Origin of the sequence: Arthrobacter globiformis (genome assembly GCF_046536215.2) — a bacterium.
GTDB classification, from domain to species: domain Bacteria; phylum Actinomycetota; class Actinomycetes; order Actinomycetales; family Micrococcaceae; genus Arthrobacter; species Arthrobacter globiformis_E.
Window position 1 is genome coordinate 2,972,920 of sequence record NZ_CM143421.1, and the last position, 25,667, is coordinate 2,998,586.

26 protein-coding genes are annotated in these 25,667 nt (G+C 68.3%); 10 read left to right on the plus strand and 16 right to left on the minus strand.

From position 1 onward, the window contains the following. Positions 1-41 precede the first annotated feature (41 nt). From R5O87_RS13350 to R5O87_RS13390, 9 genes are all read right to left on the minus strand, one after another. Positions 42-722, minus strand: a complete 681-nt coding sequence (locus tag R5O87_RS13350) for an SDR family NAD(P)-dependent oxidoreductase (protein WP_410557363.1) — start codon at positions 720-722, stop codon at positions 42-44. Beyond that, a complete protein-coding gene (locus R5O87_RS13355) occupies positions 719-1,966 on the minus strand; it encodes a sialidase family protein (protein ID WP_410557362.1) in 1,248 nt (415 codons plus the stop codon). Before R5O87_RS13355 ends, R5O87_RS13350 begins: the two co-directional genes overlap by 4 nt. Positions 1,967-1,969: 3 nt before the next feature. Beyond that, positions 1,970-2,746 (minus strand): HpcH/HpaI aldolase family protein, encoded by a 777-nt coding sequence (locus R5O87_RS13360; protein WP_377996000.1) that lies wholly within the window; start codon positions 2,744-2,746, stop codon positions 1,970-1,972. 49 nt (positions 2,747-2,795) lie between these two features. Continuing rightward, on the minus strand, positions 2,796-3,785 hold the full coding sequence (locus R5O87_RS13365) for an aldo/keto reductase (RefSeq protein ID WP_410557361.1): 990 nt from the start codon (positions 3,783-3,785) through the stop codon (positions 2,796-2,798). Positions 3,786-3,868: 83 nt separating this feature from the next. Continuing rightward, positions 3,869-4,696, minus strand: a complete 828-nt coding sequence (locus R5O87_RS13370; RefSeq protein ID WP_410557360.1) for an ATP-binding cassette domain-containing protein — start codon at positions 4,694-4,696, stop codon at positions 3,869-3,871. Beyond that, a complete protein-coding gene (locus R5O87_RS13375; protein WP_410557359.1) occupies positions 4,689-5,600 on the minus strand; it encodes an ABC transporter ATP-binding protein in 912 nt (303 codons plus the stop codon). Before R5O87_RS13375 ends, R5O87_RS13370 begins: the two co-directional genes overlap by 8 nt. Before the next feature lies 1 nt (position 5,601). Further along, a complete protein-coding gene (locus R5O87_RS13380) occupies positions 5,602-6,534 on the minus strand; it encodes an ABC transporter permease (RefSeq protein ID WP_387104745.1) in 933 nt (310 codons plus the stop codon). Beyond that, positions 6,531-7,466: an ABC transporter permease gene (locus R5O87_RS13385; protein ID WP_410557358.1), complete on the minus strand. Its 936-nt coding sequence runs from the start codon at positions 7,464-7,466 to the stop codon at positions 6,531-6,533. Before R5O87_RS13385 ends, R5O87_RS13380 begins: the two co-directional genes overlap by 4 nt. Before the next feature lie 3 nt (positions 7,467-7,469). Further along, entirely contained in the window at positions 7,470-9,044 is a 1,575-nt protein-coding gene (locus R5O87_RS13390) for an ABC transporter substrate-binding protein (RefSeq protein ID WP_410557356.1), read from the minus strand. A 162-nt stretch (positions 9,045-9,206) separates the two neighbouring features. On the opposite strand from R5O87_RS13390, the gene pdxA reads away from it, so the two are divergent. Further along, a complete protein-coding gene (gene pdxA / locus R5O87_RS13395; RefSeq protein WP_410557355.1) occupies positions 9,207-11,519 on the plus strand; it encodes a 4-hydroxythreonine-4-phosphate dehydrogenase PdxA in 2,313 nt (770 codons plus the stop codon). A 5-nt stretch (positions 11,520-11,524) separates the two neighbouring features. On the opposite strand, the gene R5O87_RS13400 is transcribed toward pdxA, so the two are convergent. From R5O87_RS13400 to R5O87_RS13415, 4 genes are all read right to left on the minus strand, one after another. Next, entirely contained in the window at positions 11,525-12,301 is a 777-nt protein-coding gene (locus tag R5O87_RS13400; RefSeq protein WP_410557354.1) for an SDR family NAD(P)-dependent oxidoreductase, read from the minus strand. A gap of 46 nt (positions 12,302-12,347) precedes the next feature. After that, the gene (locus tag R5O87_RS13405; RefSeq protein WP_410557353.1) at positions 12,348-13,730 is read right to left on the minus strand and encodes an MFS transporter; all 1,383 of its coding nucleotides are present in this window, start codon (positions 13,728-13,730) and stop codon (positions 12,348-12,350) included. Between the two features lie 120 nt (positions 13,731-13,850). Then, positions 13,851-14,873 (minus strand): PHP domain-containing protein, encoded by a 1,023-nt coding sequence (locus R5O87_RS13410; RefSeq protein WP_410557352.1) that lies wholly within the window; start codon positions 14,871-14,873, stop codon positions 13,851-13,853. A 27-nt stretch (positions 14,874-14,900) separates the two neighbouring features. Continuing rightward, complete coding sequence (locus tag R5O87_RS13415; protein ID WP_410557351.1) at positions 14,901-15,278, minus strand: VOC family protein; 378 nt, start codon at positions 15,276-15,278, stop codon at positions 14,901-14,903. Positions 15,279-15,422: 144 nt separating this feature from the next. On the opposite strand from R5O87_RS13415, the gene R5O87_RS13420 reads away from it, so the two are divergent. The 9 genes from R5O87_RS13420 to R5O87_RS13460 all read left to right on the plus strand — a co-directional run bounded on the left by R5O87_RS13420 (position 15,423) and on the right by R5O87_RS13460 (position 21,374). Beyond that, positions 15,423-16,031: a hypothetical protein gene (locus R5O87_RS13420; protein WP_410557350.1), complete on the plus strand. Its 609-nt coding sequence runs from the start codon at positions 15,423-15,425 to the stop codon at positions 16,029-16,031. Between the two features lie 60 nt (positions 16,032-16,091). Beyond that, positions 16,092-16,220, plus strand: coding sequence for a hypothetical protein (locus R5O87_RS13425; RefSeq protein WP_410557349.1), 129 nt, complete (start codon positions 16,092-16,094; stop codon positions 16,218-16,220). Between the two features lie 78 nt (positions 16,221-16,298). Continuing rightward, the gene (locus tag R5O87_RS13430) at positions 16,299-16,766 is read left to right on the plus strand and encodes an SRPBCC family protein (protein ID WP_410557348.1); all 468 of its coding nucleotides are present in this window, start codon (positions 16,299-16,301) and stop codon (positions 16,764-16,766) included. A 119-nt stretch (positions 16,767-16,885) separates the two neighbouring features. Beyond that, positions 16,886-17,092, plus strand: coding sequence for a hypothetical protein (locus R5O87_RS13435; RefSeq protein ID WP_410557347.1), 207 nt, complete (start codon positions 16,886-16,888; stop codon positions 17,090-17,092). Positions 17,093-17,258: 166 nt separating this feature from the next. After that, positions 17,259-17,879: a TetR/AcrR family transcriptional regulator gene (locus R5O87_RS13440; RefSeq protein ID WP_410557346.1), complete on the plus strand. Its 621-nt coding sequence runs from the start codon at positions 17,259-17,261 to the stop codon at positions 17,877-17,879. 71 nt (positions 17,880-17,950) lie between these two features. After that, positions 17,951-18,874 carry an AEC family transporter gene (locus tag R5O87_RS13445; protein ID WP_410557345.1) on the plus strand — a complete coding sequence of 308 codons (924 nt, stop codon included), beginning with the start codon at positions 17,951-17,953 and terminating at the stop codon, positions 18,872-18,874. A 50-nt stretch (positions 18,875-18,924) separates the two neighbouring features. Then, complete coding sequence (locus R5O87_RS13450) at positions 18,925-20,103, plus strand: cytochrome P450 (RefSeq protein ID WP_410557343.1); 1,179 nt, start codon at positions 18,925-18,927, stop codon at positions 20,101-20,103. Beyond that, on the plus strand, positions 20,100-20,480 hold the full coding sequence (locus R5O87_RS13455; protein ID WP_410557342.1) for a nuclear transport factor 2-like protein: 381 nt from the start codon (positions 20,100-20,102) through the stop codon (positions 20,478-20,480). The genes R5O87_RS13450 and R5O87_RS13455 overlap by 4 nt, the downstream gene beginning before the upstream one ends. A gap of 87 nt (positions 20,481-20,567) precedes the next feature. Continuing rightward, positions 20,568-21,374: a glycoside hydrolase family 25 domain-containing protein gene (locus tag R5O87_RS13460; protein ID WP_410557340.1), complete on the plus strand. Its 807-nt coding sequence runs from the start codon at positions 20,568-20,570 to the stop codon at positions 21,372-21,374. A gap of 101 nt (positions 21,375-21,475) precedes the next feature. Here the strand turns inward: R5O87_RS13460 and R5O87_RS13465 are convergent, their stop codons facing one another. From R5O87_RS13465 to R5O87_RS13475, 3 genes are read right to left on the minus strand one after another with little or no spacing between them, the layout of a single operon-like run. Then, positions 21,476-22,705, minus strand: coding sequence for a fumarylacetoacetate hydrolase family protein (locus tag R5O87_RS13465; RefSeq protein ID WP_410557339.1), 1,230 nt, complete (start codon positions 22,703-22,705; stop codon positions 21,476-21,478). After that, on the minus strand, positions 22,702-24,237 hold the full coding sequence (locus R5O87_RS13470; protein ID WP_410557338.1) for an aldehyde dehydrogenase (NADP(+)): 1,536 nt from the start codon (positions 24,235-24,237) through the stop codon (positions 22,702-22,704). The genes R5O87_RS13465 and R5O87_RS13470 overlap by 4 nt, the downstream gene beginning before the upstream one ends. Further along, positions 24,234-25,580, minus strand: coding sequence for an L-fuconate dehydratase (locus tag R5O87_RS13475; protein ID WP_410557337.1), 1,347 nt, complete (start codon positions 25,578-25,580; stop codon positions 24,234-24,236). Before R5O87_RS13475 ends, R5O87_RS13470 begins: the two co-directional genes overlap by 4 nt. Positions 25,581-25,667: the final 87 nt, after the last annotated feature.

Below are 25,667 nucleotides of genomic sequence, written 5' to 3' on the forward strand. Positions count from 1 at the left end.
ACACGCTGACCTTTATCGTAGGGCCCGGTCCGTCCCAGGCCTCACAGCGAGGCGCCGCCGCAGATCACGTAGTTCTGGCCCGTGATGGACTTTCCGTGCGGCCCGAGCAGGAAACCGGCGAGCGCCGCGACGTCCTCGGGATCCACCAGCCGGCCGAGCGCCGGCAGCTTCGGCGGGGTGGCCGCCCGGCCGGGGTCGGCCAGCATGGGCGTGTCCGTGGGCCCCGGCGACAGCACGTTCACCGTGATGCCGCGTGGGGCAAGCTCCTGCGCCCACGTCCGGCCCATCCCCATCAGCGCCGCCTTCGTGGCCGCATACTGGCTCTTGCCCGCCGCGCCCGTGGAGGTCCGGCTGCCGATCAGCAGCACCCGGCCGCCGTCGGGCATCCGCGGCACCACCTCGTTGGCGAGCGCGCTGGCAGCCCCCACGTGGACGGCGAACATGCCGGCGAGGGCCTCCGGGTCCAGTTCGCCCAGCGGCCCGGTGCGCTGGTATCCGGCGGCGTGCACCAGCGCGTCGGCGGTGTCAATCCCCGCCGCCGTTTCCGCCAGCGACGCCGGGTCGGACAGGTCCGCGTGCAGCCACCGGAAGCCGGGCCCCAGCGAGGTTTCGCTGCGGCTCAGCCCGGTGACAGTCCAGCCGTCGGCCAGCAGCCACTCTGCGATCGCCTTGCCGATGCCGGAGCTGCAGCCCGTGACCACCGCGTGGCAGGAGCCGGTCACTGCTCGTCTCCTCCCGGCGTCGTGCTGCCCTCATAAGCCCACTGCGGGTCCACGCGGACGTACTTGATGGCCTGCCGGAAGTAGGTGTACGCGATGTTCAGCGCACCGTCCAATCCCTGGTGGATGGACGGGTAGGAGTACTCCCTGTTCAGGCCGTCGCGGGAGTTGTTGGAAAGGCAGTAGCCGTCCCCCACGTCGAGGTTCCGCCGGATGGGCCAGCTGCGCCCCGAATCCTCGGAGATGGCCAGCGTCATGGGCGAGCGCGGCGTCCCCCAGAAGGCGCGCCGCCCGCCGTCGTCCGTTCCGGCGCCGGCTGACGGGTCCGGTTCGGCGAGCTGGCCCTGTTCGGCGGCCAGGCCGTCGTCGTCAATTTCGTCGTAGAGCGAGAGCCGCCGCTCGGTGTTCTCCTCCGCGCGGCTGTGGTTGTAGACCAGCGCCAGGCGGCCGTCGGCGAGCGCCGCGAACTGGATGGAGGAGTTGTTGTTGGGCAGCTCGGTGGGGACGGGCTCGCTCCAGGTGGTGCCGTCGTCGGTGGAGCGGGATTCGTAGATCGAGTCGGCCCAGCGGCTGCGGAAGAGTGCCAGCAGCGAGCCGTCGGCCACGGGCTGGATGTTCATGTGGACGCAGCCCAGGCTGCCCGGCAGGATGTGCTCGCTCCAGGTGGTGCCGCCGTCGTCGGAAATCATCACCGCGCTGTCATCGCTGTTGCCCACCCACTTCTCGCCCGGCGTGGTGATGCAGCGGAAGATCGGGATGATCAGGCGGCCGGACGGCAGCAGCACCGGCAGCTGCCGGACAAAGACGCCGCCCGTTTCGTTGGCGGGGAACAGTGTTTCCACCGGTCCCCACGTGCGGCCGCTGTCGGTTGAAGTACGACGGCGGACCTCCGCCGTGTCCTGGTTGCCCGCCTTTTGCGCGGTGTACAGGAGCCAGAGCTGGTTGCCGGGCGCGGTGAACAGGATCGGGTTCTGCTCGGAGCGGGTGGAGTCGTCCGACAGCTGCTGCGCCGGGGACCACTGGGGGCTACCGGGCTCCAGGGTGGAGAACCAGATGGAGATGTCCGGCACGCCCTCCTGGGTGCCGCCGAACCACACGCAGCCGAGGCGGCCGTCCGGCAGGGTCAGGAGGTTGGCGGCGTGGCTCTGCACGGTGGGCGCCGGCAGGTACGCGAAGTCTGCGCCGTCCGCGCGCTTCACGGCGCCGTCGGGCGTGATGGTGCTGTAGCCGGCGCTGGTGGTCTGCATTCCTCAGCCCTCCGACTTGGCGGCGGCCAGGTGCGCCTTGGCGGCCAGCTCCAGGTGGGTCAGGTCCGACGCGACGGTGGTGAACGTGTAGCCCTGGCGCAGCCGCTGGGCGGCGATCTCGCCCGCGGCGGTGTGGATGCCGGCGGCGATGCCTGCGGAGGCTGCCGCGTCGGCGATGGTTTCCAGCGCCGCGTTGAACTCTGCCTCGATGGCGGGATCGCCCGGGAAGGCGCCGCCGACGGCGATGGCCAGGTCCGAGGGGCCCACGTAGATGCCGTCCAGGCCGGGCGTCGCGCAGATCTCCTTCACGTTGGCCAGCCCCTCGGGCGTCTCGATCATGGCGAAGACCAGGGTGGCGGCGTTGGCTTCGGCGGGCACCGGGCCGATCCGCAGGGCCGAGCGCATGGGCCCGTAGGACCGCCCGCCCAGCGGCGGGTACTTGGCGGCCGCGACGGCCGCGGCGGCGTCGGCCGCGTTGTTGACGAGCGGGACGATCACGCCGACGGCGCCGGCGTCGAGCGCCTTGCCGATCGCGGTGAAGTCGTTGGCCTCGACCCGCACCATGCCGACGGCGGTGTGCCCGGCGTCGATGGCCATCAGGCCGTTCAGCACGCCGGAGTAGCCGAGCAGGCCGTGCTGCGCGTCCAGGGCCACGTAGTCGTAGCCGAGCCGGCTGATGCGTTCGGTTGCCACGGGCGCGTCCAGCACGGCCCAGTAGCCGACGGCCTGCTCACGGGCGCGGACCTTGCGGGCGAATTCGGTTGCGAGTTCAGATGTCATGGGGTGTCTTCTGCCTTAGGTTCGGAAAATCAGCGGGGTGGGCGGGTTATCAGCGGTTGTAGGCCGGCATGGGCCCGCGCAGCCCGGAACCGACGGCGTCGCACGCGGCGGTGACGTCCTCCGGCAGCGGGCCCTTGGCCACGGCGGCGATGTTGGAGCGCAGCTGCTCCACCTTGGAACCCCCGAGCAGCATCGAGCCGACGCCGTCCCGGTAGGCGAGCCAGCGCAGGGACAGCTCGGCGAGGCTGATGCCTGCCCCCTCGGCGATGCCGGCCAGGGCATTGACGGCGTCGAACAGCTGCTTGTCCCAGTAGCGCTGGGTGTACATGGCGGCCAGCTTGGAGTCCCCGAAACGGCCCTCCGACGGCTTGGCCTCGAAGCTGTGCTTGCCCGTAAGCAGGCCGCCGCCCAGCGGGTTGTAGACCATGGTGTGGACCTTGTGGGTGGCGGCGAACTCGAGGTATTCCTCCTCCACCCGCCGCGCCACCAGGTTGTAGAGCTGCTGCGCCACCACGGGGGTGGGCGCGCCCACCTCGCGGGCCGTGTGGATCACGTCGGCGATCTGCCAGGCGGCGAAGTTGGAGACGCCCAGCGCCCCGATCTTTCCTTCTGCCTTGAGCGCAGCCACAGTGGCCAGGGTGTCCTGCAGCGGGGTGGCCCGGTCCGGCTGGTGCAGGTAGAACAGGTCGATGCTGTCCACGCCAAGCCGGCGCAGGCTGCCCTCCACGCTGTTGCGCAGCCCCTGCGGGGACAGCGGCGTGTGCTCGCCGTGGTCCGCGTGCGGCATGCCGGCCTTGGAGGCAAGGATGACCTCGTCGCGGCGGCCCTTGAGCAGGCGGGCGAGCATTTCCTCGGTCACGCCGCCCACGTAGGCGTTGGCCGTGTCGATGGTGGTGATGCCGGCGTCGAGCGCCTCCTCCACCATGCGTCCGGCGGTGGCCTCATCGGCGGTGTCGCCGAACGTCATGGTGCCCAGGACCAGCCGCGAGATGGGAAGCTTCAGTCCTTCCACCGGGGTGCCTTCTGGCTGCTTGCTCATGCGTTAATTCTCCGTGGTTGCAGTATGGGTTGGGTTCGGGGCGGTTGAGGGGCCGGGCCAGGGAGCCTTATCAGGGAGCCGGGTCAGGCGCCCTTCAGGGCCAGTGACCGGACCACGTGGCGGGGCTTGAGGCCGCGCATGGTGGACGGGTCGAGGGCGGCACGGCGGAGCTTGCGGGTGTAGTCCTCCTTGGGCGCGGTGAGCACCTGCGCCGTGGTTCCGTGCTCGACGAGCTTGCCGCGCTGCATGACCATGACGCTATCGCTGATCTCCTGCACCACGCCAAGGTTGTGCGAGATGAACACGTAGGTGATGCCCGTTTCGTCCTGGATGGACTTCAGCAGCCGCAGCACCTGGGCCTGGACGGACACGTCCAGCGCACTCGTGGCCTCATCGCAGACCAGCAGTTCCGGCTTGGAGGCGAGCGCCCGGGCGATGCCGATGCGCTGCCGCTGGCCGCCGGAGAACTCGGCGGGGTGGCGGTCCAGGGACTTGGCCGGCAGGCCCACCTGGTCGATCAGCTTCGCGGCTTCCTTGTGCCGTTCGGCCTTGGACCGCACACCCTGCAGCTTGAGCGGTTCGGCCACGATCTCCTGGGCGGTGAGGTGCGGATCCAGCGAGCCGTACGGGTCCTGGAAGACCATCTGGAACTTGGAGCGCAGCGGCCGCAGTTTCGCCTCGCTGAGCGCGGCGAGGTCCGTGCCGTCCAGTTCGATCCGGCCGCTGGCCGGCGTCACCAGGCGCATCAGTGCCTTGGCCACCGTGGACTTTCCGCAGCCGGATTCACCGACGACGGCGATCGTCTTGCCTTTGTCCACGGAGAAGGAGACGTCGTCCACGGCGCGGAACGTTCCGCCCGGCACGTGGTAGTCCACCACGAGGTTCTCGACGGAGAGGAACGGCTTAGTCATGCTGGCCTCCGGTGCTGGTCAGGGCGGCGTCGCCGGCCGTGCTGGTAGTGGACGTCGTGGATTTCGGGTCGGTGCTGCCGGCCGGGGTTTCGTCCCACGGGCCCAGCACAGGGACCGCTGCCAGCAGGCTGCGGGTGTACTCCGTGGCCGGCTGCTCCACGATCTGCTGGACATCGCCGGACTCAACGAAGGAGCCGTCCTTCATGACGTGGATGCGGTCCGAGATGAGCCGGGCCACGCCGAGGTCGTGCGTGATCATCAGGATGCCGATGCCGCGCTGCTCCTGGAGCTCCAGCAGGAGGTCCAGGATGCCGGCCTGCACGGTGACGTCCAGCGCCGAGGTGGGTTCGTCGGCAACCAGCAGCTGCGGTTCGCTGGCCAGGGCGATCGCGATCAGGACGCGCTGCAGCATGCCGCCGGAGAGCTGGTGGGGGTACTTCTTCAGCTGCACCTCCGGTGTGGGGATGTGCACCTGTTCCAGCAACCGGATGGCGCGGGCGCGGACGGCGTCCTTGTCCTTGGACGCGGCGCCGGCGATCCGGATGGCCTCGGAGAGCTGGCTGCCGATGGAATGCACGGGGCTCAGCGCGGTCATCGGGTCCTGCGGGATGAGCGCGAGGGTCCGGCCGCGGACCTTGTCGATGGCCTTGGGTACGGCCACCACGTCCACGCCGTCGATGCGCACGGTGCCGGACAGCACCGCCAGATCGTCCGGGAGCAAACGGAGGATGCCCATCGCCGTCGTCGATTTGCCCGAACCGGACTCACCGATGATGGTGACCGTCTCGCCGCGGTGGATGCTGAAGTTCACCGAATCCACGGCCCGGATGATGCCGGCGTCGGTGATCAGCTCCACCTGGAAGTCGCGGACCTCCAGGAGGGCCTGCTCTTTATTGGCGTTCATGTCAGGCACCCTTCTTCTTGCGGCGGGGACGGTCGCGGAGGCCGTCGCCCAGCAGGTTCACGCCCACCACCATCAGCACGATCACCAGGCCGGGCAGGGTGACCATCCACCACGAGGTGGTGATGTAGTCCTGGCCGTCGGAGATGATGCGTCCCCAGGTGGCGAACGGCCGCTGGGGGCCGGCGCCGAGGAAGCTGAGCGCGCTCTCGAGTAGGACGGCCTGGGCCAGGAGCAGCAGCACCACGAGGGTTGCCTGTTTGATGACGTTGGGGATGATGTGCTGGATGAGGATCTGGATGCGGTGCAGGCCGAGGATGCGCGCCGCAGAGACGTACGGTTTTTCGCGTTCCACCAGCACCATGGACCTGGTCAGCCTGGCCACTTCGGGCCATTGCGCGATCGCGATGACGAACGTGATCACCGGGATGGACGGGCCGAAGAGTGCCACCACAAGGAGCAGCATCATCAGGAGCGGCAGGGACATCTGGGCTTCGAGGAGGCGCGAGACCACCGTGTCCACCCAGCCGCCGAAGTAGCCGGCGGCGGCACCGAGGATGATGCCGATTGCGCCGGAGACCACCACGGCCAGGATGCCGATGGTCAGGGACACCTGGCCGCCGTGCAGGACGCGGGAGAGCAGGTCGCGGCCCAACTGGTCGGTGCCGAACAGGTGGCCGTCCACCAGCGGGGCGAGCCGGCGGGCGGAGAGGTCCTGGTGGTTGGCGTCCGGCAGCGGAAGCACCTGGGCCAGCAGGATGGGGATGATCACGAGCAGCGTGCAGACGGCGCCGATGCGCAGCTTCCACTTGGCGGCGTTGCGGCGGCGGGTGGCACCGGCCTTCGCCACGAGTTCCTTGGTGACGGCGCTGGGCGAGGGCGTCCGGGACGGTTGTGCGGCGGAGGCCGCCGGTGTTGCGGTGTCGCTGATGCTCATGCTGCTGCCGCCTTTCCAAGACGAACGCGGGGATCAAGAAGCGGGTAAGCGAGGTCGATGACGAGCTGGACGGCCACCGCCAGCAGGGATGTCAGCAGGACGGTCGCCTGGATGAGGGGGTAGTCGCGGGTTTCGAGGGCCCGGACAATGAGGGAGCCGACGCCGGGCCAGGCGAACACGACTTCCACCACCACCACGCCGTTCAGCATGGCCGCGAAGCGGGTGCCCAGGGCGGTGAAGACCGGGATGGCGGAGTTGCCCATGGCATAGCGCCAGGTCAGCGCCGGGCTGCCCACTCCCCTGGACCGCGCCACGGTCAGGTAAGGGGCGGCGAAGTTGGCGGTCATCTCCCGCCGCACCATCCGTGAGATCAGTGCGATCTGCAGGATGGCGATGGTGACGGTGGGGAGGACCAGTCCGCCCCAGGTGGCGAAGCCCGAGGCCGGGAACAGCGGAATCAGGACGGCGAAGCCGGTCAGGAGCATGATGCCGGTCCAGAAGTCCGGCATGGACTGCCCGGCGATGGTGAGGACGTTGACGCCGAGTTCCCGGTTGGTGTCCGGCCGGCGGGCCATCCACACGCCCAGCGGGATGGCGATCACGGCGGTGAGGAGGATGGCGGCGGTGGCGAGGGTGAGCGTGTACGGCATGCGCTCGGCCACCACCTGCATGGCTGGCGCCTGGAAGGAGTAGGAGGTGCCCAGGTTGCCGGTGAACAGCTGCTGCAGGAAGATCCAGTACTGCTCCAGCACGGGCCGGTCCAGGCCGAACTGTTCGCGGACCTTGGCCAGCTGCTCGGTGGTGGCCAGCGGTCCGGCGTAGGACACCGCCGGATCACCGGGAGCGAGGCGGATCAGGATGAAGACCGTGGAGACCGTCAGGAACACGGTCAGCAGGCCTTGGCCCAGCCGCTTGAGGATGTACGTGGTCATGGCTCAGGCCTCCAGCCGGACGTCAACAAGGGGGTAGGAGTTGGTGGGCGCCAGGGCCAGGCCCGCCACGCGCTTCTGGTGGGCCAGCACCGACTTGGGAACGAAGGCCCAGGCGCACGGCCAGGTGTCCCAGATGGCCTTCTGCGCCGTGGCGAGCAGCTGCCCGCGGCGGACGGGATCCACCTCGGAGGAGGCGGCCTGGATCTTGGCCTGGACGTCCGGAATCACGTAGCCCTGGTAGGTGTCGCGGGTTTTTTCCTTTTCCGCGGTGCCGGCGTACATGCCCTGCATCATGGTGATGGCCAGGCCGGTGGGGCTGCTGAAGCCGTTGCCCAGCAGGTCCCAGTCGCCCTGTTTGCCCTGGCGCCAGGCCAGGATGTTGCCGCCCGGCTCGAACTGCTGCAGCTGGGTCTTCACGCCGATGTTGCCGAACATCTCCACCAGTGCCTCCATCACGGAGGTGTCGGAGGCGAACTCGCCGGTTTCCCAGATGATCTTCAGGTTCAGGTCGGTGACGCCGAGGCTCTTCAGCGTGGCCTTGGCCTTTTCCGGATCATAGGTGTAGTTGCCGGTCTTGGCGAAGCCGGTGAGGCTGGACGGGACCACGCCTTCGGCTTCGCTGACCGAATCGACCAGCACGTCCTTGACCAGCGCCCCGCCGTCGACCGCCCAGCTGAGGGCTTCGCGGACGCGGACGTCGGACAGCGGGTGGCTGGACGGCTTGCGGAAGTTGTAGAAGATCTGGTTCAGGCGGAGGCTTGACGCCTCAGCCAGGACGACGCCGGGAAGTCCGGCAAGCTGTTCGCGCGAGTCGGGCGTGATGGAGTCAATGACGTCCACCTCGCCGCTGCGCAGCGCGATAACGCGGCTGGATTCCTCCGGCAGGAAGCGGACTTCGACGTTGTCCACCTTGGGGGCCGGGCCCCAGTAGTTCTCGTTGCGCTTGAGGCTGTAGGTGCCGGCGCCGCGGTTGAACCTGGTTACCACGTACGGGCCGGTGCCCACGCCCTCCTGCAGCTCCTCCGGCTTGTTCTTGGCGGCCGGGCTGATCAGGATCATGCTCATGAGGGAGTCGAGGATGGGAATGGGGTTCTTGGATTCCATCCGGAACGTCCGGTCATCCACCGGCACCACCGTGGGGAATTCGGGGAAGAAGCCGGCGACGAAGGAGCCCTGCACCTGCTGGTACATCTTCAGGGCTGTGGCGACGTCCTCGATCTTTAGCGGCGTGCCATCGGAGTACTTGACGCCTTCGCGCAGCCGCACCGTCCACGCGGTGGGCGAGGTCATCTCGAAGCGGTCCGCGAGGACCAGGATCGGCTTGGTTTCGGGGCCGATGGCGGTCAGGCCCTGCCGCACGGCACGCTGGACGGTGACAGCGGCGTCGAACTGGTTGAGCTTGTTGTCCAGGCTGACGAGGGACCTGTTGAGGGCCAGCGTCAGGGTGCTGGGTCCCGGCAGGCCCGTGGGGCCGGCACACCCGGCCATGGAGCCTGTGCCCAGGAGAAATCCGGCGGCTGCGCCAAACTGCAGGAGGCGGCGCCGTGAGATCTCACTTCCTTGAGGAAGAACGGTCATCGTTGACCTCTCGGTTGAATGGGACGGCTGGCGGCCGGATGGCCTGCGCCGTGTTACATGGATCACTCTGCCACCTCTGCGCGAAATGCGCAACCGCCCTAGCGCAATTCGCGCAACCATGCCATCATGGTGCTACCGACAACCCAAAGAAGGGAGGACGACGTGACTGCAGTCCTCATCCAGGCCGACGACTTTTCCGGCGCAGCAGAAGTAGGGCAATGCTTCGCAGCCCAGGGGCTGGACACGCGGCTCCTCCTGTCCGCGGACGCGAACACCGAAGGCGCCCCGGACGTTGTGGTGGTGGACACCCACTCGCGGGCCGTGGCCCCGGAGTCCGCAGCCGCGGCTTCCGCAGCCGTCTTTGACAGCGCCGCCGCCGCCGACGCAGGCGTCCTGTTCAAGAAAATCGATTCCCTGTGGCGGGGCAACATCGGCCCGGAACTCGCGGCGGTCTCGGCCCTGGGCCACCACGTTGTGGTCGCCGGTGCGCTCCCCCAGCTGAACCGGACCGTCGTAGGCGGCAGGCCCTTTGCCGGCGGTATCCGGCTGGACCGGACGGACCTGTGGCGGGCGGAGGCAGCCGCCCCGCCCGGCGACCTCGCGAAGCTGCTGGGCACCGCGGTACAGCTTGCCGAGCTGCCCATGCTGCGGTCGGGCGGCCTGGCGGCCTTCCTCGCGGAGGCATTTTCCGGCGCTGCTTCCGGCGCCGCCCCCGCCACCGTGATTGTGGACGGCGAGACTTCCGCCGACCTCGAAGCCGTCGCGGACGCGCTCCTGGATGTGGGCTTCAGTGCCGGCGGGCGGCGCATAGTGCTGGCAGGGACCGGGGGCATGGCGCTGCTGCTGGCCACGAAACTGGGCAACAGCTCTGCGCGAAACGCGCAAAAACAGGAGCCGTTCGGCCAGACGACGGTGGGCGGACCCCGGCCGCTGCTGGCCGCCGTCGGCTCCGCCTCGGCAAAGGCCGCGGCGCAGCTGCGGAACCTGGAAGCCGGCGGCTTCACCGCCCTGCGCATCGCGCCGGACGAGCTGAAGCGTCCGGAGGATTTCCGCCCGCGGCTCACCGAGGCGCAGCTGCTGCTGGCGGCAGGCAAACCGGCAGCCGTGACTGTCAGTGCCGGCGTCGTCAATCCGCAAGAGTCGGGCAGGATCGTGCGGAACCTGGCGCGGCTGGCAGCCGGCGCGGCAGCCGGTACCGCAGACCTGATCCTCACCGGCGGCGAAACGGCCCGTGAGGTCCTCGACGCCCTCGGTATCCGCGCGCTGACCCCGCTGGCGTCAGTCCAGCACGGCGCCGTGGTCAGCCTTTCCGACGACGGGCGGCTGGTGGGCACCAAACCCGGCAGCTTCGGCGACAACGACGCCCTCGTCCAGCTTTACTCAGCCATCAAAGACCTCCGGTCTTCCAACAGCACTTCCCATCCCTCCCTCGAACCTGGAGCTCCAATGACATCTGCAGTGAACGCAACCGAACAGGACACCCGGCCCTTTATCGCCGTGACCATGGGCGACGGCGCCGGCGTGGGCCCCGAGGTGACCGTGGGTGCCCTCCTCGACGAAAACGCCTACCGCGACTGCCGCCCGGTCGTCATCGGCGACGTATACCGGCTGCAGCTGGGCGCCAAGGCGCTGGGTGTGGAAGCCAACATCGTCGAGGTTGAATCGGTGGGCGACGCCGTCTTCGAAGCGGGCCGGATCAACGTGATCGACCCCAAGCTGCTTCCGGCCGACCTGCCGTGGGGCCAGGAGTCCGCCGAGGCCGGCAACGCCGCCTACCACTACATCCGGATCGCCTGCGAGCTGGGCATGGCCGGCCAGGTCCAGGGCATCTGCACGGCACCCCTGAACAAGGCAGCGCTGCACAAGGCGGGCCATATCTACCCGGGCCACACGGAGCTGCTGGCGCACTTCATGGGCATCGAGGAAGTGTCCATGATGCTGTCCACGCCGAAGGTCAAGGTCATCCACGTCACCACGCACATCGGCCTCATCGATGCCATCAACAGGATTGAGCCCGGCCTGGTGGAGCGGACCGTGCGCCGCGGCCACAGCGCCATGCAGCGCGCCGGCATCGCCACCCCGAAGATCGGCGTGTGCGCGATCAACCCGCACGCCGGCGAAAACGGCCTGTTCGGCTACGGCGAGGAGGCCGAGAAGATCACCCCGGCCATCGAGAAGCTGCAGGCCGACGGCATCGACGCCCGCGGACCCCTCCCGGCGGACACGGCGTTCTTTCTGGCCGGGCGCGGCGACTACGACCTCATCGTGGCGATGTACCACGACCAGGGCCACGGCCCCATCAAGGTCCTCGGCATCGAGGCAGGCGTCAACATCACCGTGGGCCTGCCCGTCATCCGCACGTCCGTGGACCACGGCACGGCCTTCGACATCGCGGGCAAGGGCATCGTGGACGTGCGCAGCATGATCGAGGCGCTGCGCCAGGCGGCCGAGATGTCGCCCAGCCCCGCGGCCTGAGTGCTTCAGGAGATCTGCAGGCCGCCGTTGATGTCGTAGGTCGCGGCGGTGATGTAGCCGGCGTCCTCCCCCATCAGGAACGCCATGAGGGCGGCGATGTCGCGGACCGTGCCCACGCGGCCCATCAGGATGTCCCGGGACATGTCCGCCTTGCGTTCGTCGGTGAGGGTGCCGCCCATGATGTCGGTGTCCACGGGGCCGGGGGCGATGCAGTTGACGGTGATGTTGTGCTGGCCCATCTCCCGCGCGAGCGCCCGGGTGAACCCGATGATGGCCGCCTTCGAGGCGCTGTACGCCACCTTGGAGTAGGTGCCCCCGCCGCGTTGGGCGGAGATGGAGGACACGCTGACCACCCGGCCGAGCCTGCGCTCGATCATGCCGCGGAGCACGCGCTGGGTGACCAGGAACGTGCCGGTCATGTTGATCCGGAAGACCCGTTCCCATGCCTCCAGCGTCTCGTCCATGAACTCGGTGGGCGAGCTGATGCCGGCGAGGTTCGCGAGCGCCACGATGGGCGGCATGTTGGCCTCCACCTCGTCGATGGCGGCGTTCACGGTGGCCTGGTCCGAGACGTCGGCGCCCACGCCCCTGGCCAGGACGCCGTACACGGAGGAAATGTCCTCCGCCGCGCGCCGGGCGGCGTCGCCGTCGATGTCGAGGATGGCCACGGACCAGCCCTCGCTGGCGAGCATTTCCGCCGTCGCCCGGCCAATGCCCCGTGCAGAAGCGGCCCCGGTCAGCACCGCGGTGCGTTCGGCCGGGAACGTGTCGTGGTGCGTCATTTCTGTGATCCCCTCTTGGTGCGTGTTGTTGTTGGTACTCGCGTCGTCAGTACTTCGTATCACCGAACTCGTCAGCGGCCACGGCTTCCTCACCCACCGCAGCGTGCGTGCCCGGCTTCACGTGCCCCTCGGGACGCTTGCGGGCGTACAGGTAGGTGGCGACGGCGGTGACAGCGAGGCAGGCGGCCAGGAAGAGCAGGCCGGAACGGTTGTCGCCGCTGGCATCATTGAGCACGCCCACGATGTACGGCGCCACAAAGCCGCCCAGGTTACCCAGTGAGTTGACCATGGCGAGGCCGGCAGCGGCGGCGGCTCCCACCAGCGCCGTGGACGGCATCGCCAGGAACGGTGCGATGGCGGAGTAGATGCCCATGGCCGCGAGGGTCAGGGCGATCATGGCCAGGATGGCGTTGACCTGCACCAGGCTGCCGGCAGCCACCAGGCCGACGGCGGCCATCACCATGCTGATGCTGGCGTGCAGCACGCGGTTGCCGGTGCGGTCGGAACGCCGGCCCCAGTAGTACACAAACACCGCGGCGATGGTGTACGGGATGGCGACGATGAAGCCCACCTGGGTGGTGTTGAACTTGCCGAGGGCGGCGACGATGGTGGGCATCCACAGGCCCAGGCCGTAGATGCCGCAGACCAGGCCGAAGTACAGCGCCGAGTATGCGATGGTGCGGGGATCCTTCAGGCCGGCGAGGAAGTGGTGCGGCTGGCCCTTTTGCTTGTGGGCGAGTTCCTCGTCCATGGTCCGGGTGAGCCATTCCCGCTCGTCCGCGGCGAGCCAGTGCGCGTGGCTTGGCTTGTCCGTCATGAGCACGGGGGTGAGCAGGCCGAGGAGGATGGCCGGGATCCCTTCGATGATGTACAGCCACTGCCACCCGTGCAGCCCGGCGACGCCTTCCATCTGGAGCAGCAGGCCGGACACGGGTGCGCCGAGGGCGTTGGAGACGGGCTGGGCGAGGATGAAGATGCCCAGCACCAGCACGCGCTGCGGGGCGGGGAACCACAGGGTCAGGTAGAAGAGGATGGCGGGGAAGAAGCCGGCCTCGGCCGCACCGAGCAGGAAGCGGATGACGTAGAAGGTGGTCTCCCCGTTCACCAGTGCCATGGCGGTGGCGAAGATGCCCCAGGAGATCAGGATGCGGGCGATCCACTTCCGCGCGCCGAACCGGTACATGCCGGCATTGCTGGGGATCTCCAGCAGCGCGTAGCCGATGAAGAACATGCCCGCACCGAGGCCGTAGGCCGCGGCGCTGAGGCCGATGTCCGCACTCATGGTCAGCTTGGCGAAACCGACGTTGTTCCGGTCCAGGTACGCCACGAAGTAGAGCAGCACGATGAGCGGCATGAGGCGGCCGCGCACTTTTCTCAGGGTCCGGTGGCCCAGTTCGTCCAGGTGGTTCGCCGGATTCATAGCGGTCATGGTGCACCTCGCAAGGAGAGACGGGTCCGCCCGGGTTCCGCGACGGAACAATTAAGGTGTACCACTCCGTCCATGCATAGTCATTATGCTTACTAAATTCTTAAGCAAGGGTCCGCGCCGCTAATTCCTGCTGTTCAGCCACTCCAGGAGCCGGTCCAGCGGCCAGGTGGTGATGATCCGTTCGGCCGGAACACCGTTGCGTTCGGCCCGTTCGGCGCCGTACTGCAGGAAGTCGAGCTGGCCCGGGGCATGGGCGTCGCTGTCGATGCTGAACAGGCAGCCGGCCGCGAGCGCCAGCTGCATCAGGTTGTCCGGCGGGTCCTGCCGTTCCGGCCGGGAGTTGATTTCGACGGCGACATTGGCTTCAGCGCACGCCGCAAAGACCCGCTCGGCATCGAATTCAGACTCGGGACGGGTCCCGCGCGACCCCTGCAGCAGGCGGCCGGTGCAATGGCCCAGCACATTGGTGTGGGGATCGGAGATGCCGCCGAGCATCCGCTCGGTCATGGTGCGCCGGTCCGAGCGGAGCTTGGAGTGCACGCTGGCCACCACCACGTCCAGCCGGTCCAGCATCTCCGGCGTCTGGTCCAGCTCGCCGTTTTCCAGGATGTCCACCTCGATGCCGGACAGCAGCCGGAAGCCGCCGTCGGCATCGCCGTTCAGCCCTGCCACCACATCCAGCTGCTCACTGAGCCGCTCGGCGCTCAGCCCGTTGGCGATTTTGAGGTTCGGCGAGTGGTCCGTCAGGGCGAGGTATTCCCGGCCCAGGTGCCGGGCGGCACCGGCCATCAGCTCCGGCGGGGAACCGCCGTCGGACCAGTCGCTGTGGCTGTGCAGGTCGCCGCGGAGCAGCGGGCGCAGCCCGTCTCCCCCGGCGGCGAGCGGTTTAGCGCCGCCCTGCCGCAGCTTTTCCAGGTACTCCGGGACGTCGCCGTCCACAGCCTGCCGGATCACGGTGAAGGTGGTGTCCCCGATCCCCTTCGTCCGCTTGAGCCGGCCGTCCCGGGCGCGCTCCGCCACCTCGTCCGGCGTCAGTCCCCCGATGACGCCGGCCGCCTTCCGGAAGGCCTGGACCTTGAACGTCGGCGCTGCGGAGCGCTCGAGCCAGAAGGCGATCTCGTTGAGGGCGTCGGCGGCGTCCATTCTGCTCCTTTTCCGGCGGCGGCGGTTTCAGTCCTGGTGCAGCTGGATGTAGTTGCCGCAGCCGTCGTCGAACACTGCGGAGATTCCGGACGGGTCCTCGGCGGGCTCGCCGCGGAACCGGACGCCGGCGGAGGCCAGCCGCTCATACTCGGCCCGGACGTCCGGTGCGCCAAAGACGATGGCGGGGATCCCGGCGTCGTACAGTCCCTTGCTGTAGGCGGAGGCGATGGGGTTGTCGCTGGGCTCCAGCAGCAGGCCCACGGTGCCGGCCGCACCGGGGTCCTTGACGATGAAGAGGTTGTGCTCGGGCATGGCCATGAGAGTGTCGAAGCCGAGGGTCTCCGTGTAGAAGGAGTGCGCAGCGGCAGGGTCCTGGACGTGGATGCTGCACATTTTGAGTCGCATGCCGCCTACGCTACGCCGCACCGCCGCCGCTGCAAACCCGGCCCAATGACCGTAGCTGCACCCATTGACCGGGGCTTCCGCAGGGGCTGCAATTTAAGTGCGGCCCGAATTGCCGGGCAGCGCCCGTCCTTGGGAGGTGCAGTGGTGCCCGCAGTTTCCGAAGCCGCCCCCTTGGGGCTGCTGCAGCTGGTCCTCTGGAGCGCAGTGCTGGTGGCCGCCGTCGCCTGCACGGTTTTCGTGGTGCGCCACCATTTAAGGACGTCCGACGGCGACAGTTCAGATCTGCTCTTCTGGGACCTTTTCGGCGGCGCAGTGGTGATCGCCCCGGCGCTGCTCATTCCCGCGGTGGCTTCGCCGCCGGCCGGCCTGGCGCTGGCCGCCGTGGCGGGGCTAAGCGGCATCGCCGCCTACCGCAGCAGCCCTGCGGTGCTTTCCTGGCACGACGCCCGGCGGCAGCGCCGGGTGGACGGCCCGCGGTGCCGGGCGGCCGCCGTCGTGCATGAGGAAATCATGGGACGCTGGGCGCGCTACGAACTCGACCCCGCACTGGCCATCAGCTACCCGGACCTGGCGGACGTCCGGCGGCCCGAAACCGCTGCGTTTGTGAAGGCCCTGCGGGAGGCCGAGACGCTGAAAACCCTTGCCTCTCCTGAGTATCCGCACGCAGTCGATCGCCTCGGCCGGGCGCTGGACTGCGCGGAAACCGCCGCGGGAGTCCCGGCAACTCTGCGGCCTGCCGTGGGGAAATCCTGACCGGCGATACCGCTGCCAAGGTGGAGGCGGCCGTCAAGGCCGCCCAGCCCGGCGCCACCATTGGACGCCACCCGTGCCACGGTGCTTCTTCATGCGAACTTCGCGGTCACGGGCACGCAGGAAGACTTCGGCGGTCCCGGCGGCCGCGGAGGACCGCAGGGCTCTGGCGACGCCATCGCCAACAGCTAGCGGCAGCCGATGGAACGGCCCGCTGTGTCCCCCGGGTTGCAGCGGGCCGGTTGGAGGGCGCGGCCTTAGGATGGGGCCATGTCAACATACTCAGTGACGCGCAGCACAGTGATCCCTGCCCCCGCCAAGGATGTGTTTCCGCTGGTCAACAGCTTCCGCGAGTGGCCCAAGTGGTCGCCGTGGGAGACCGTCGATCCTGACATGAAGCGCACCTACTCGGGCGCGGAATCCGGCGCCGGTGCCAGGTACGCCTGGAGCGGCAACCGCAAGGCGGGCGCCGGCAACATGGAAATTGTCGAGGCGCAGGAGCCGGACGTGATCAGGATCCGGCTGGAGTTCACCAAGCCGTTCCCAGGCGTGAACCCCACCATCTTCACGTTCGTTCCGGAGGGCGGCGGCACCCGTGTGACCTGGGCCATGACCGGCGAGCACAAGGGCATCGGCAAGGTCTTTGCAGTGTTCATGAACATGGACAAGTTGGTGGGCGGTGACTTCGAGAAGGGCCTGGCTTCGCTGGCCACTGCGGCCGGGACCAGGCAGGCGTAGTTCCGCTGCCCCGGTCCTGGGTTCCTTGCCCGGCACTGGTTGGGCCTTGTTCGGCGGGCTTTTTTCCGGAAAGGTAATAAGCACCCTTAGCAGTTCCGGAATCGCAAAGGAGAAACGCCATGCAGATCGACAAGTCCCAGATCCTCGAATTCCTCAGGTCCCAGGGCGACAACGACAAGGCCGCCCAGGCCGATTCGCAGCTGCCCGACCAGGTGGACACGGACCAGCACTCCGGGCTGCTCTCCCAGCTCGGCATCAACCCCGCCGACCTGCTGGGCAAGCTTCCGGGCGGGCTGGGCGACAAGCTTGGGGGCCTCGGGCTGTAGCAGGGCCGCAGTACTGAAGAGGCGGGCCCGCTTTTGGGGCCCGTCTTTTCTGTGTGCCCGTCTTTTCCGCCTGCGCAGCCTTTTCTGTCTGCCTGGTCGCTGGCTTATCGTCTAAACAGAGCCGCGACCGGCTTACGGACACCAACCCCGCGGAGGAGCAGGACGCATGAAGCCAGCAGCTGCGCCGCGGCAGCGTCGCCTCCGGCAGGATTCAATCCGCAACCAGCAGGAACTCGTTGTGGCTGTCGGCGAACTTCTCCGTGAGGATCCGGATTCGGCAACAATGCCCGCCGTGGCCGAACGCGCAGGACTCTCTCTCGCGACTGCCTACCGGTACTTTCCTACGCTCGATGAGCTGCACCGCAAGTTCATGCTGAGCGTCATCGACGAGCTTTACGAGTCCACGAAGACCCTGGAAAGCAGCGGAATGGACCTCTTCAAGGACACCATGGCGCAATGGCTCAGGGTGGTGGCGGAATACGGCCCCGCCATGGTCCTTGTCCGCTCCCGCGAAGGGTTCCTGACAAGGCTGCAGGCGGGCGAACCCCACGCCCGCGCCCTGGAACGGGTCTGGGGACCGCCCGTCCGTCAGCTGCTCGAGGAAGCCAACATCGACGGAAGCCAGCTTCCTTACGCACTGTCCCTGTTCAACGCCCTGTTCAACTCCAGGGAGATCATGGATTTCCGGGCTGTGGAAGGCATGCCGGACGAGCAACTCGTGCAGCGGTGCAGCCGCCTGTACTGGAGCGCCCTGCAGGGACTGCGCACCAACGAAGCCACTAAATAACACTGTAGTCTTAGATAAGAGCCGGGTGCCCGGCGTCGTAATAGCTGATAAAGACGATTGAGGACAGCGGCTTGGACGGAGTCTTAAAGGGATTCTTTGTGGTGGGCATGGTCCTGCTCGTCGGCTACATTCTGGCCAGGACGAACGCCCTCGGGCCGCACGGAACGAAGGTCCTGTCCACCCTGACGTTCATGGTGGGGCTGCCAAGCCTGATGTTCTCCACGATCGCCTCCCGGCACATCTCCGAAGTGCTCAGCCAGACAGGCCTCATCTCCGTCGTGACGGCACTGTGCTGCATGGCGCTGTTCGCGCTAAGCGGGGCGATCGGCAGGTGGGGCGTCCGGCGCACCACGGTCGGCGCGCTGGCCACGGGAATCGTCAATTCCACTAACCTCGGCGTTCCGCTGTCCCTCTACATCCTGGGGAGTGCCACCTTCGTCACCCCGATCATGCTGTTTCAGCTGGCGCTGGTGACCCCTGTGGCGCTGACCATCCTGGACCTGACCGATCCTGCCGGGAAACGGGCCTCTGTGTGGAGCATCCTGTCCACCCCACTGCGCAACCCTGTCACGGTGGCGGCCATTCTCGGCGTCATCGTCAGCGCGGCCGGGATTGAACTTCCTGCCCTGGTGCTGGATCCGTTGAAGCTGGTGGCCCAGCTGACGGTGCCCCTGATGCTGATCATCTTCGGCATGTCACTCCACGGCCTGTCTCCGCGGCAGGGCACGTTGGACCGCGTCCCGACGCTGTTCGCGGTGATTCTCAAGTCGGCCGTCCAGCCGTTGCTCGCCTGGCTGCTGGCCGTGTTCGTGTTCCGGCTCGATACCTTCAGCACCTTCGTCGTCACGGCCTGCGCGATCCTTCCCACCGGCCAGAACGTGGTCCTCTACGCCGTCCGGTACGGTGTGGGCCAGAACCTTGCGCAGACCACGGCGGTAGTTACATCGGCCCTGGCCATCCCGCTGCTTCTGGGCGCGGCCTGGATGTTTGGCTGATTCCGGCGCAGGCTACTGACGGCGGGCGCCTCCCCGGAATAGACTGCGCCATGGACTTCGTGAACAGTGATGCGTCTTCGCTGGATCCCTTCCCGCAGTACGAACGGATGCGGGAATCCGCCCCCGTCTACCACGACGAGCAATCCGGAAGCTGGCATGTCTACAGGTACGACGACGTCCAGCGGGTTTTGTCCGAACACGGCACCTTCTCTTCGAGAATGGGCGGCGACGATCCATCCGAGACGGGCCAGTTGTTTGCGGCGAGCCTGATCACGGCCGATCCGCCCCGGCACCGGCAGCTGCGCTCCCTGGTGACCCAGGCGTTTACCCCGAAGGCAGTGGACGGGCTCGCCCCGCGCATCTCGGCACTGACGGAGGAGCTGCTGGACGGGATCGAGTCCAAAGGATCCGCCGACCTCATCGCCGAGCTGGCCTACCCCCTCCCGGTGATCGTCATCGCCGAGCTCATGGGCATCCCCGCCGAGGACCGCGACCGCTTCAAAAACTGGTCCGATGTCATCGTCAGCCAGACGCAGTCCGGAGCCCGGACTGCCGACCACAGCACCACGAACCGGGAGATGGCCGAGTACTTCCTCGCCCTCATCGAGCACCGCAGGAGACAGCCCGGGAATGACCTGATCAGCAGCCTGCTGGTGGCCGAGATCGACGGGCAGAAGCTGAGCGTTCCCGAGCTGCTGGGCTTCTGCAGCCTGCTCCTGGTGGCCGGCAATGAGACCACCACCAACCTGATCGGCAACGCGGTCCTGTGTTTCACCGAGGCCCCCGGAACGATGGAACGGCTCCGCGCGGAACCGGCACTGCTCCCCCAGGCCATCGAAGAGGTGCTCCGCTACCGTTCCCCCGTCCAGTCGATGTACCGGGTCACCGCCGGCGAGACAACGCTGGGCGGCCTTCAGGTTCCGGCCGGCGCCCCACTGGTTGCCTGGATCGGTTCGGCAAACCGCGATACGCGCCAATTCCAGCGTCCCGAACACTTCGACGTGGAGCGGACGCCAAACCGGCATCTCGCCTTCGGTCACGGCATTCACTTCTGCCTCGGTGCCCCGCTGGCCAGGCTCGAAGCCAGGGTGGCGCTGCAGTCCGTTCTGGAGCGGCTCCCCGGGCTGGCCCTCACGCCGGGAGCCCACCTCGAACGGATGGACAGCACCATCGTGTACGGGGTCAAGGAGCTGCCTGTCAGCTGGCAGTCCGCCAGGGAGCAGCAGTGACCACGCTGAGAGGCGACGCACCCGGAGTGCTGCAGGCCTACTACCGGATCCTCGGTGCAGGAATCGAGGCCTACGATCCGGGCGGCGAATTTCGGACGCTCCTCGCGGACGGCCTGGAGTTCGAAGGTCCGCTGGCCGGCAAACGCACAGGCGCGGGAGGCTTTTGTCAGGGGGTCAAGGGTTTCATCGCCAACGTCTCAGACATTGATGTCATCCAGGAAGTCCACGGCTTGGACGGGTCGGCGATCCTTTACGACGCGCGGATGCCCGGCGGGACAGTGCGGTTCGCCGAATTCTTCAGCATCAGCGACGGCAAAATTACTGCTCTGCGGTTGCATTACGACGCCGCGGACTACACCCAAAAGGGCGGCCGCTGAAAACACAGGTCAGCCTGGCCTCTTGACCTCGGCCGCCGGCGGAACCGATGCTTGTTTCTTCGTTCTGTCACCGCGCGAGGAAGGCCGATGATGTCCGCTACTCGATCTTTTCTGTCCAAATTCCGATGGCTTCCGGCGCTGGCCGCCACCGCCATACTGATGCTTCAGGCCGTTCCGGCCGAGGCCGCCCCCAATGCGTCTGTCGGCAATGACGTCTCGTGGCCCCAGTGCGGCAAGGCCCTGCCGAAGGGGCAGGCCTTCGGCATTGTGGGGGTCAACAACGGCCTGGCAAACACCACGAACCCGTGCCTGGCCACCCAGCTGACATGGGCCGGGTCCTCGTCGGGCACCACGGGCCAACCGAAGGTGCAGCTGTACGTCAACACCGCCAACCCGGGACTGGCCGGCAGCTGGTGGCCCACCAGCAACACCTATGCCGGAACCAAGGTCTTCAACCCGTACGGCGACTGCAAGGCGAACGACGTCGGTCCTGCCTGCTCCTACATGTACGGCTGGGCCAAGGCCTACGACGACGCGAACATCCGCGGCGTCAGCAACCCCTCCAGCTACACCTGGTGGCTGGATGTGGAAACGGGGAACTCCTGGTCCGGCGACAAGGTGGCCAACCGGGCGGACCTGGAGGGAATGGTCGCCTTCTTCGGCAGCATCAACGCGAAGACGGGCATCTACTCCACCGCCACGCAGTGGTCGCAGATCGCCGGCGCCGTCCCGTCCGCCAGCCCGCTGTACACACTGCCCAGCTGGCTGGCCGGGGCACGGACCCTGACCGCGGCCAGCCGCAACTGCTCGGGCGCGCCGCTGACCGGTGGCGGCACAGTCTCGCTCACGCAGTACGTCTCCGGCGGCTTCGACTACGACTACTCCTGCATCTGACCCTGCAGGGAGACTCCACCAAGTAACAGCAACGCGGGGTCAGATATCGCCGCTTCCGAGGCCCGGATTGGGCGATAAGTGACCCCGCGTTGCTGTAAGGCTCAGCCGCCGAGGGCTGCCTGCTCCATCTGGCACTGCTCCGCCTGACGCTGCCTCGCCTGGCGCTGCTCCTCGAGGTAGGCAAAGAGCTGCCGCAGGCCGAAGGTCCACTCCGGCAGCTCCTCCGCGGCACCCACGGTGTTGATGAGGGCGCCGAGGTGGCGGCTGCGGATGGTCACCACGTCCCCGTGCTTGTGCGTGAACCCCTGGCCGGGCTCGTCGCGGTCCTGGGTCGGCGCGAACAGCGTGCCCGTGAACAGGGCGAAGCCGTCCGGATACTGGTGGTGCCTGCCGCGGGTGGCCGCCACGAGCTCCTCGAAGGGCCTGCTGATCCTCGCCAGCGTGTTCCGCCCCTCGAGCAGGTAGCCGTCCGGGCCCTCGACGCGCAGCAGGATCTCCTCCGCGCGCAGCGTATCCAGGGTGAAGGCGCCGTCGAAAAGCCTGATCAGCGGCCCCAGCGCGCTGGACGCATTGTTGTCCTTGGCCTTGCCCAGCAGCAGGGCGCTGCGGCCCTCGACGTCGCGCAGGTTGACGTCGTTGCCGAGCGTGGCGCCCACTACCTCGCCGCGGGACGTGGCAATCAGGACCAGTTCAGGCTCCGGGTTGTTCCACGACGAGAACACCGGAATCCCGATGCCCGCGCCCAGGCCCACCGAGGACAGCACCGGCGCCTTCGTGAACACCTCCGGGTCCGGCCCGATGCCCACCTCGAGGTACTGCGACCACAGGCCCTCGGCAATCAGCACCCGCTTGGCCTCCGCCGCCTCCGCGGACCCGGGCCGGACCGCTGCGATGCTTCCGCCGAGCGCCTTCCCGACAAGCTCGCGCATCTCGGCCGCCCGCCCGGCGTCACCGGCGCACCGTTCCTCGATCACGCGCTCGATCATGCTGTCCACGAAGGTCACGCCGCAGGCCTTGATCACCTGCAGGTCAACCGGGGCGAGCAGGTGCGGGCGCGCCGTGTCGCCCGCCAGCGAAGCGGCGACGACGTCGGCCGTCGCCCACCGCTGCCCCGCCGCCGGGTCAAGGAGTGCCGCCCGGACCGCGGCGGCCGGATCAGCCAGTTCGAGGAGTTCCGACACAGTGCCGGCTAGACCGGTCAGGTCGACGGCGGAGTCCCCGCTGAGTGCCACCACGCGGGGACCGCCGGTGGCGGGGTCCCAGATCCGGCCAACCAGCAGCGCCTGGCCGGCATCGTCCGGCAGGACAGAATTCAGCGGCGACCCGGTCACGGCCGGCCCCCGGTCGCCGCACCAGCACCGGCACCGGCGTCGGACGGCCGGTGCCAGACGCCGTCCACCCGCTGCGGAACGTGCCACGGATTGCCGTCCCGCAGCGGCTCCGGCAGGCGGCCGGCGGGGAACGACTGGTAAGCCACCGGCCGCAGAAAGCGCCGGATGGCGGCGGTCCCCACGGACGTGGTGGCCGCCGTCGTGGCCGGATAAGGGCCGCCGTGGTTCTGGGCGTAGCTGACGGTGACCCCGGTGGGCCAGCCGTTCCACAGCACCCTGCCACTGATGTCGGTGAGCCGGGCGGCGAGCCCGGCGACGTCGTCGTGCTCTTCGGCCTGCAGTGTAGTGGTGAGCTGCCCCTCGAGCAGCTCGGCGAGGCCCGGAAGCTCAGCCTCGTCCGCGTACTCAACCACCAGACTGGCCGGGCCGAACATCTCCTGCCGCAGGATGCCGGGATCGCTGCGCACCGCGTCGGCCGTGGTGCGCAGGACGGTGGGCGCCGGGGCCGCCGCGAAGTCGCCCTCGAGCAGCACGTCTACCCCGCTGCTGGCGCTGAGGCGGCGGACCGCGTCGGCGTAGCCGGCGTGCAGCCGTTCGCTGAGCAGCTGCGCCGGAGCGAAATCCGCGAGGGCCCCGGCGAGGGTGTTTTGGAGCTTCCCGGCCTGTGCGGCGGATCCGGCGGCGGGAACGAACAGCAGCCCCGGTTTGGTGCAGAACTGGCCCATGCCGAGGGTGAAGGATGCCGCGTAGCCGGTGAGGATCTCCTCGCGGCGGGCCTTCCACGCGTTCGGCGTGACAAAGACGGCGTTGATGCCGCCCAGTTCGCCGAAGAACGGGATGGGTTCGGGCCGCGCTGCGGCGCGGTCCAGCAGTGCCCGGCCGCCCGCCGTCGAACCCGTGAAGCCGATGGCTTTCACCAGCGGATGGTCCACCAGCGCCTCGGCGGCCCGCCGTCCGGAAACCAGGGAGAGGAGGCCCGACGGCGCCCCGGCGGCTTCCAGCGCGGACGTCACCGTTTCGGCGGTGCGGACCGCGAGCTCCCGGTGGCCGTCGTGCGCCTTGTGCACGACGGCGCAGCCGGCGGCGAGCGCCGACGCGCTGTCACCGCCCATCACACTGAACGCGAAGGGGAAGTTGGACGCGCCGAAGACACCCACGACGCCAAGCGGGACGTTGTAGCGCCGCAGGTCCGGGCGGGGACCCATGCCCCAGCCGGGGTCGGCATGGTCAATCGTGGCGTCGAAGTGCTCGCCCTGCAGGATCTCGGCCGCGAAGAGCCGGAGCTGGAAGACTGTGCGCTTGAGCTCCCCCTCAAGCCGGGGAACGCCCAGGTGGGTTTCCCGGGCGGCGATGCCCACCAGGGTTGCGGCGTCCTGCTCCAGCCCGGCGGCCACGGCCTCCAGCCAGCCGGCCCGGGTGGCCGGTGCCGCGGTCCGGCCGCCCTCGAAGGCGGACTGCGCTGCCTCGACGGCCTCGTTCAGTTCGTCGACAGTGGTGGCGTCAGCGATGACCGCAGTGCTTGCGCCGGTCATCGGGCGGCACCGGCGGGAGCGAGGGCCGCGCCAGTGACCGCGGCGCGGGTGCCCACTTCCTGCCAGCCGGATCCCGCGGGGAATTCCCAGCGGGTGCGGGAGGCGCTGAGCATCTCGGCCCCGGTGCCGGGAAGAACGGGCGCGGCGTAGCGTCCGCCGATGATCCGGACCGGCTCCGCGAAGTGCTCGTGCAGGTGGTCGACGTACTCGATCATGCGGCCTTCCTGGCTGCCGCTGACCGCTGCGTAATCGAAGAACGAGAAGTGCTGGACCAGTTCGCACAGGCCCACTCCGCCGGCGTGCGGGCAGACCGGGACGCCGAACTTGGCCGCGAGCAGGAGGTTGGCGATGTTCTCGTTGACGCCGCCCACGCGGGTGGAGTCGAGCTGCAGGACGTCGATGGCGCCGGCCTGCAGCAGCTGCTTGAACACGATGCGGCTGGCGACGGCCTCACCGGTGGCCACCCGGACCGGCGCGACGCCCTTCCGGATGTCGGCATGGCCCAGGATGTCATCGGTGCTGGTGGGCTCCTCGATCCAGTAGGGGTTGAATTCGGCGAGCTCGTTGACCCAGCTGATGGCCTCGGAGACCTCCCAGCGCTGGTTGGCGTCAATCGCGATGGGCAGGTCGCCCACGGCTTCGCGGGCGAGGGCCATGCGGCGGCGGTCGTCGCTGATGTCGCCGCCCACTTTGAGCTTGATCATGGAGAAGCCGTCGGCGGCGGCCTCCTTGCTCAGCCGGACCAGCTTCTCGTCGCTGTAGCCGAGCCAGCCGGGCGAGGTGGTGTAGGCCGGGAACCCGTCCGCCTTCAGCGCGGCAATCCGGGCGGCCTTTCCCTCCTGTCCGGCGCGCAGGATCTCCAGCGCCTCCTCGGGGCTGAGGGCGTCGCGGATGTGGGTGAAATCGACGACGCTCACCAGCTCCTCCGGGCTCATTTCGCTGAGCAGGAGCCAGAGGGGCTTGTTCTCGCGGCGCGCCCGGATGTCCCACAGGGCGCTGACCAGGGCGCCGCAGGCCATCTGCGTCACGCCCTTCTCGGGTCCCAGCCAGCGGAGCTGTGAGTCGTGGACCAGGCGCCGGGACGCGCCGCCCAGGTCGTAGATCAGTTCGTCGATATCCCGGCCCACAAGCAGGCGGGCGTAGGCGTCGATGGCGGCGGTGAGGATCTCGTTGCCGCGGCCGCAGCTAAAGACGAAGCCGTGGCCTTCGTCGCCCACGTCGGTGCGGATCACGACGTAGGCGGCGGAGTAGTCGGGGTCGACGTTGACCGCGTCGGAGCCGTCAAGCTCCAGGGACGTGGGGAACCGGACGTCCTGTGTGCTGATGGAGGTGATGGAAGGCATGGTGCTTCTTTCGGGTCTGGAACTGGGTTGGATCTGGCGATTCCTATATGAATTTCGATAATCATATAGGAACTGTGATCCAGATCA

Bases quoted from the DNA above. Each gene is read 5' to 3' on its own strand.
- R5O87_RS13355 (WP_410557362.1), bottom strand. From the start codon at position 1,966: ATGCAGACCACCAGCGCCGGCTACAGCACCATCACGCCCGACGGCGCC.
- R5O87_RS13360 (WP_377996000.1), bottom strand. From the start codon at position 2,746: ATGACATCTGAACTCGCAACCGAATTCGCCCGCAAGGTCCGCGCCCGT.
- R5O87_RS13365 (WP_410557361.1), bottom strand. From the start codon at position 3,785: ATGAGCAAGCAGCCAGAAGGCACCCCGGTGGAAGGACTGAAGCTTCCC.
- R5O87_RS13370 (WP_410557360.1), bottom strand. From the start codon at position 4,696: ATGACTAAGCCGTTCCTCTCCGTCGAGAACCTCGTGGTGGACTACCAC.
- R5O87_RS13375 (WP_410557359.1), bottom strand. From the start codon at position 5,600: ATGAACGCCAATAAAGAGCAGGCCCTCCTGGAGGTCCGCGACTTCCAG.
- R5O87_RS13380 (WP_387104745.1), bottom strand. From the start codon at position 6,534: ATGAGCATCAGCGACACCGCAACACCGGCGGCCTCCGCCGCACAACCG.
- R5O87_RS13385 (WP_410557358.1), bottom strand. From the start codon at position 7,466: ATGACCACGTACATCCTCAAGCGGCTGGGCCAAGGCCTGCTGACCGTG.
- R5O87_RS13390 (WP_410557356.1), bottom strand. From the start codon at position 9,044: ATGACCGTTCTTCCTCAAGGAAGTGAGATCTCACGGCGCCGCCTCCTG.
- R5O87_RS13400 (WP_410557354.1), bottom strand. From the start codon at position 12,301: ATGACGCACCACGACACGTTCCCGGCCGAACGCACCGCGGTGCTGACC.
- R5O87_RS13405 (WP_410557353.1), bottom strand. From the start codon at position 13,730: ATGACCGCTATGAATCCGGCGAACCACCTGGACGAACTGGGCCACCGG.
- R5O87_RS13410 (WP_410557352.1), bottom strand. From the start codon at position 14,873: ATGGACGCCGCCGACGCCCTCAACGAGATCGCCTTCTGGCTCGAGCGC.
- R5O87_RS13415 (WP_410557351.1), bottom strand. From the start codon at position 15,278: ATGCGACTCAAAATGTGCAGCATCCACGTCCAGGACCCTGCCGCTGCG.
- R5O87_RS13430 (WP_410557348.1), top strand. From the start codon at position 16,299: ATGTCAACATACTCAGTGACGCGCAGCACAGTGATCCCTGCCCCCGCC.
- R5O87_RS13435 (WP_410557347.1), top strand. From the start codon at position 16,886: ATGCAGATCGACAAGTCCCAGATCCTCGAATTCCTCAGGTCCCAGGGC.
- R5O87_RS13440 (WP_410557346.1), top strand. From the start codon at position 17,259: ATGAAGCCAGCAGCTGCGCCGCGGCAGCGTCGCCTCCGGCAGGATTCA.
- R5O87_RS13450 (WP_410557343.1), top strand. From the start codon at position 18,925: ATGGACTTCGTGAACAGTGATGCGTCTTCGCTGGATCCCTTCCCGCAG.
- R5O87_RS13460 (WP_410557340.1), top strand. From the start codon at position 20,568: ATGATGTCCGCTACTCGATCTTTTCTGTCCAAATTCCGATGGCTTCCG.
- R5O87_RS13470 (WP_410557338.1), bottom strand. From the start codon at position 24,237: ATGACCGGCGCAAGCACTGCGGTCATCGCTGACGCCACCACTGTCGAC.
- R5O87_RS13475 (WP_410557337.1), bottom strand. From the start codon at position 25,580: ATGCCTTCCATCACCTCCATCAGCACACAGGACGTCCGGTTCCCCACG.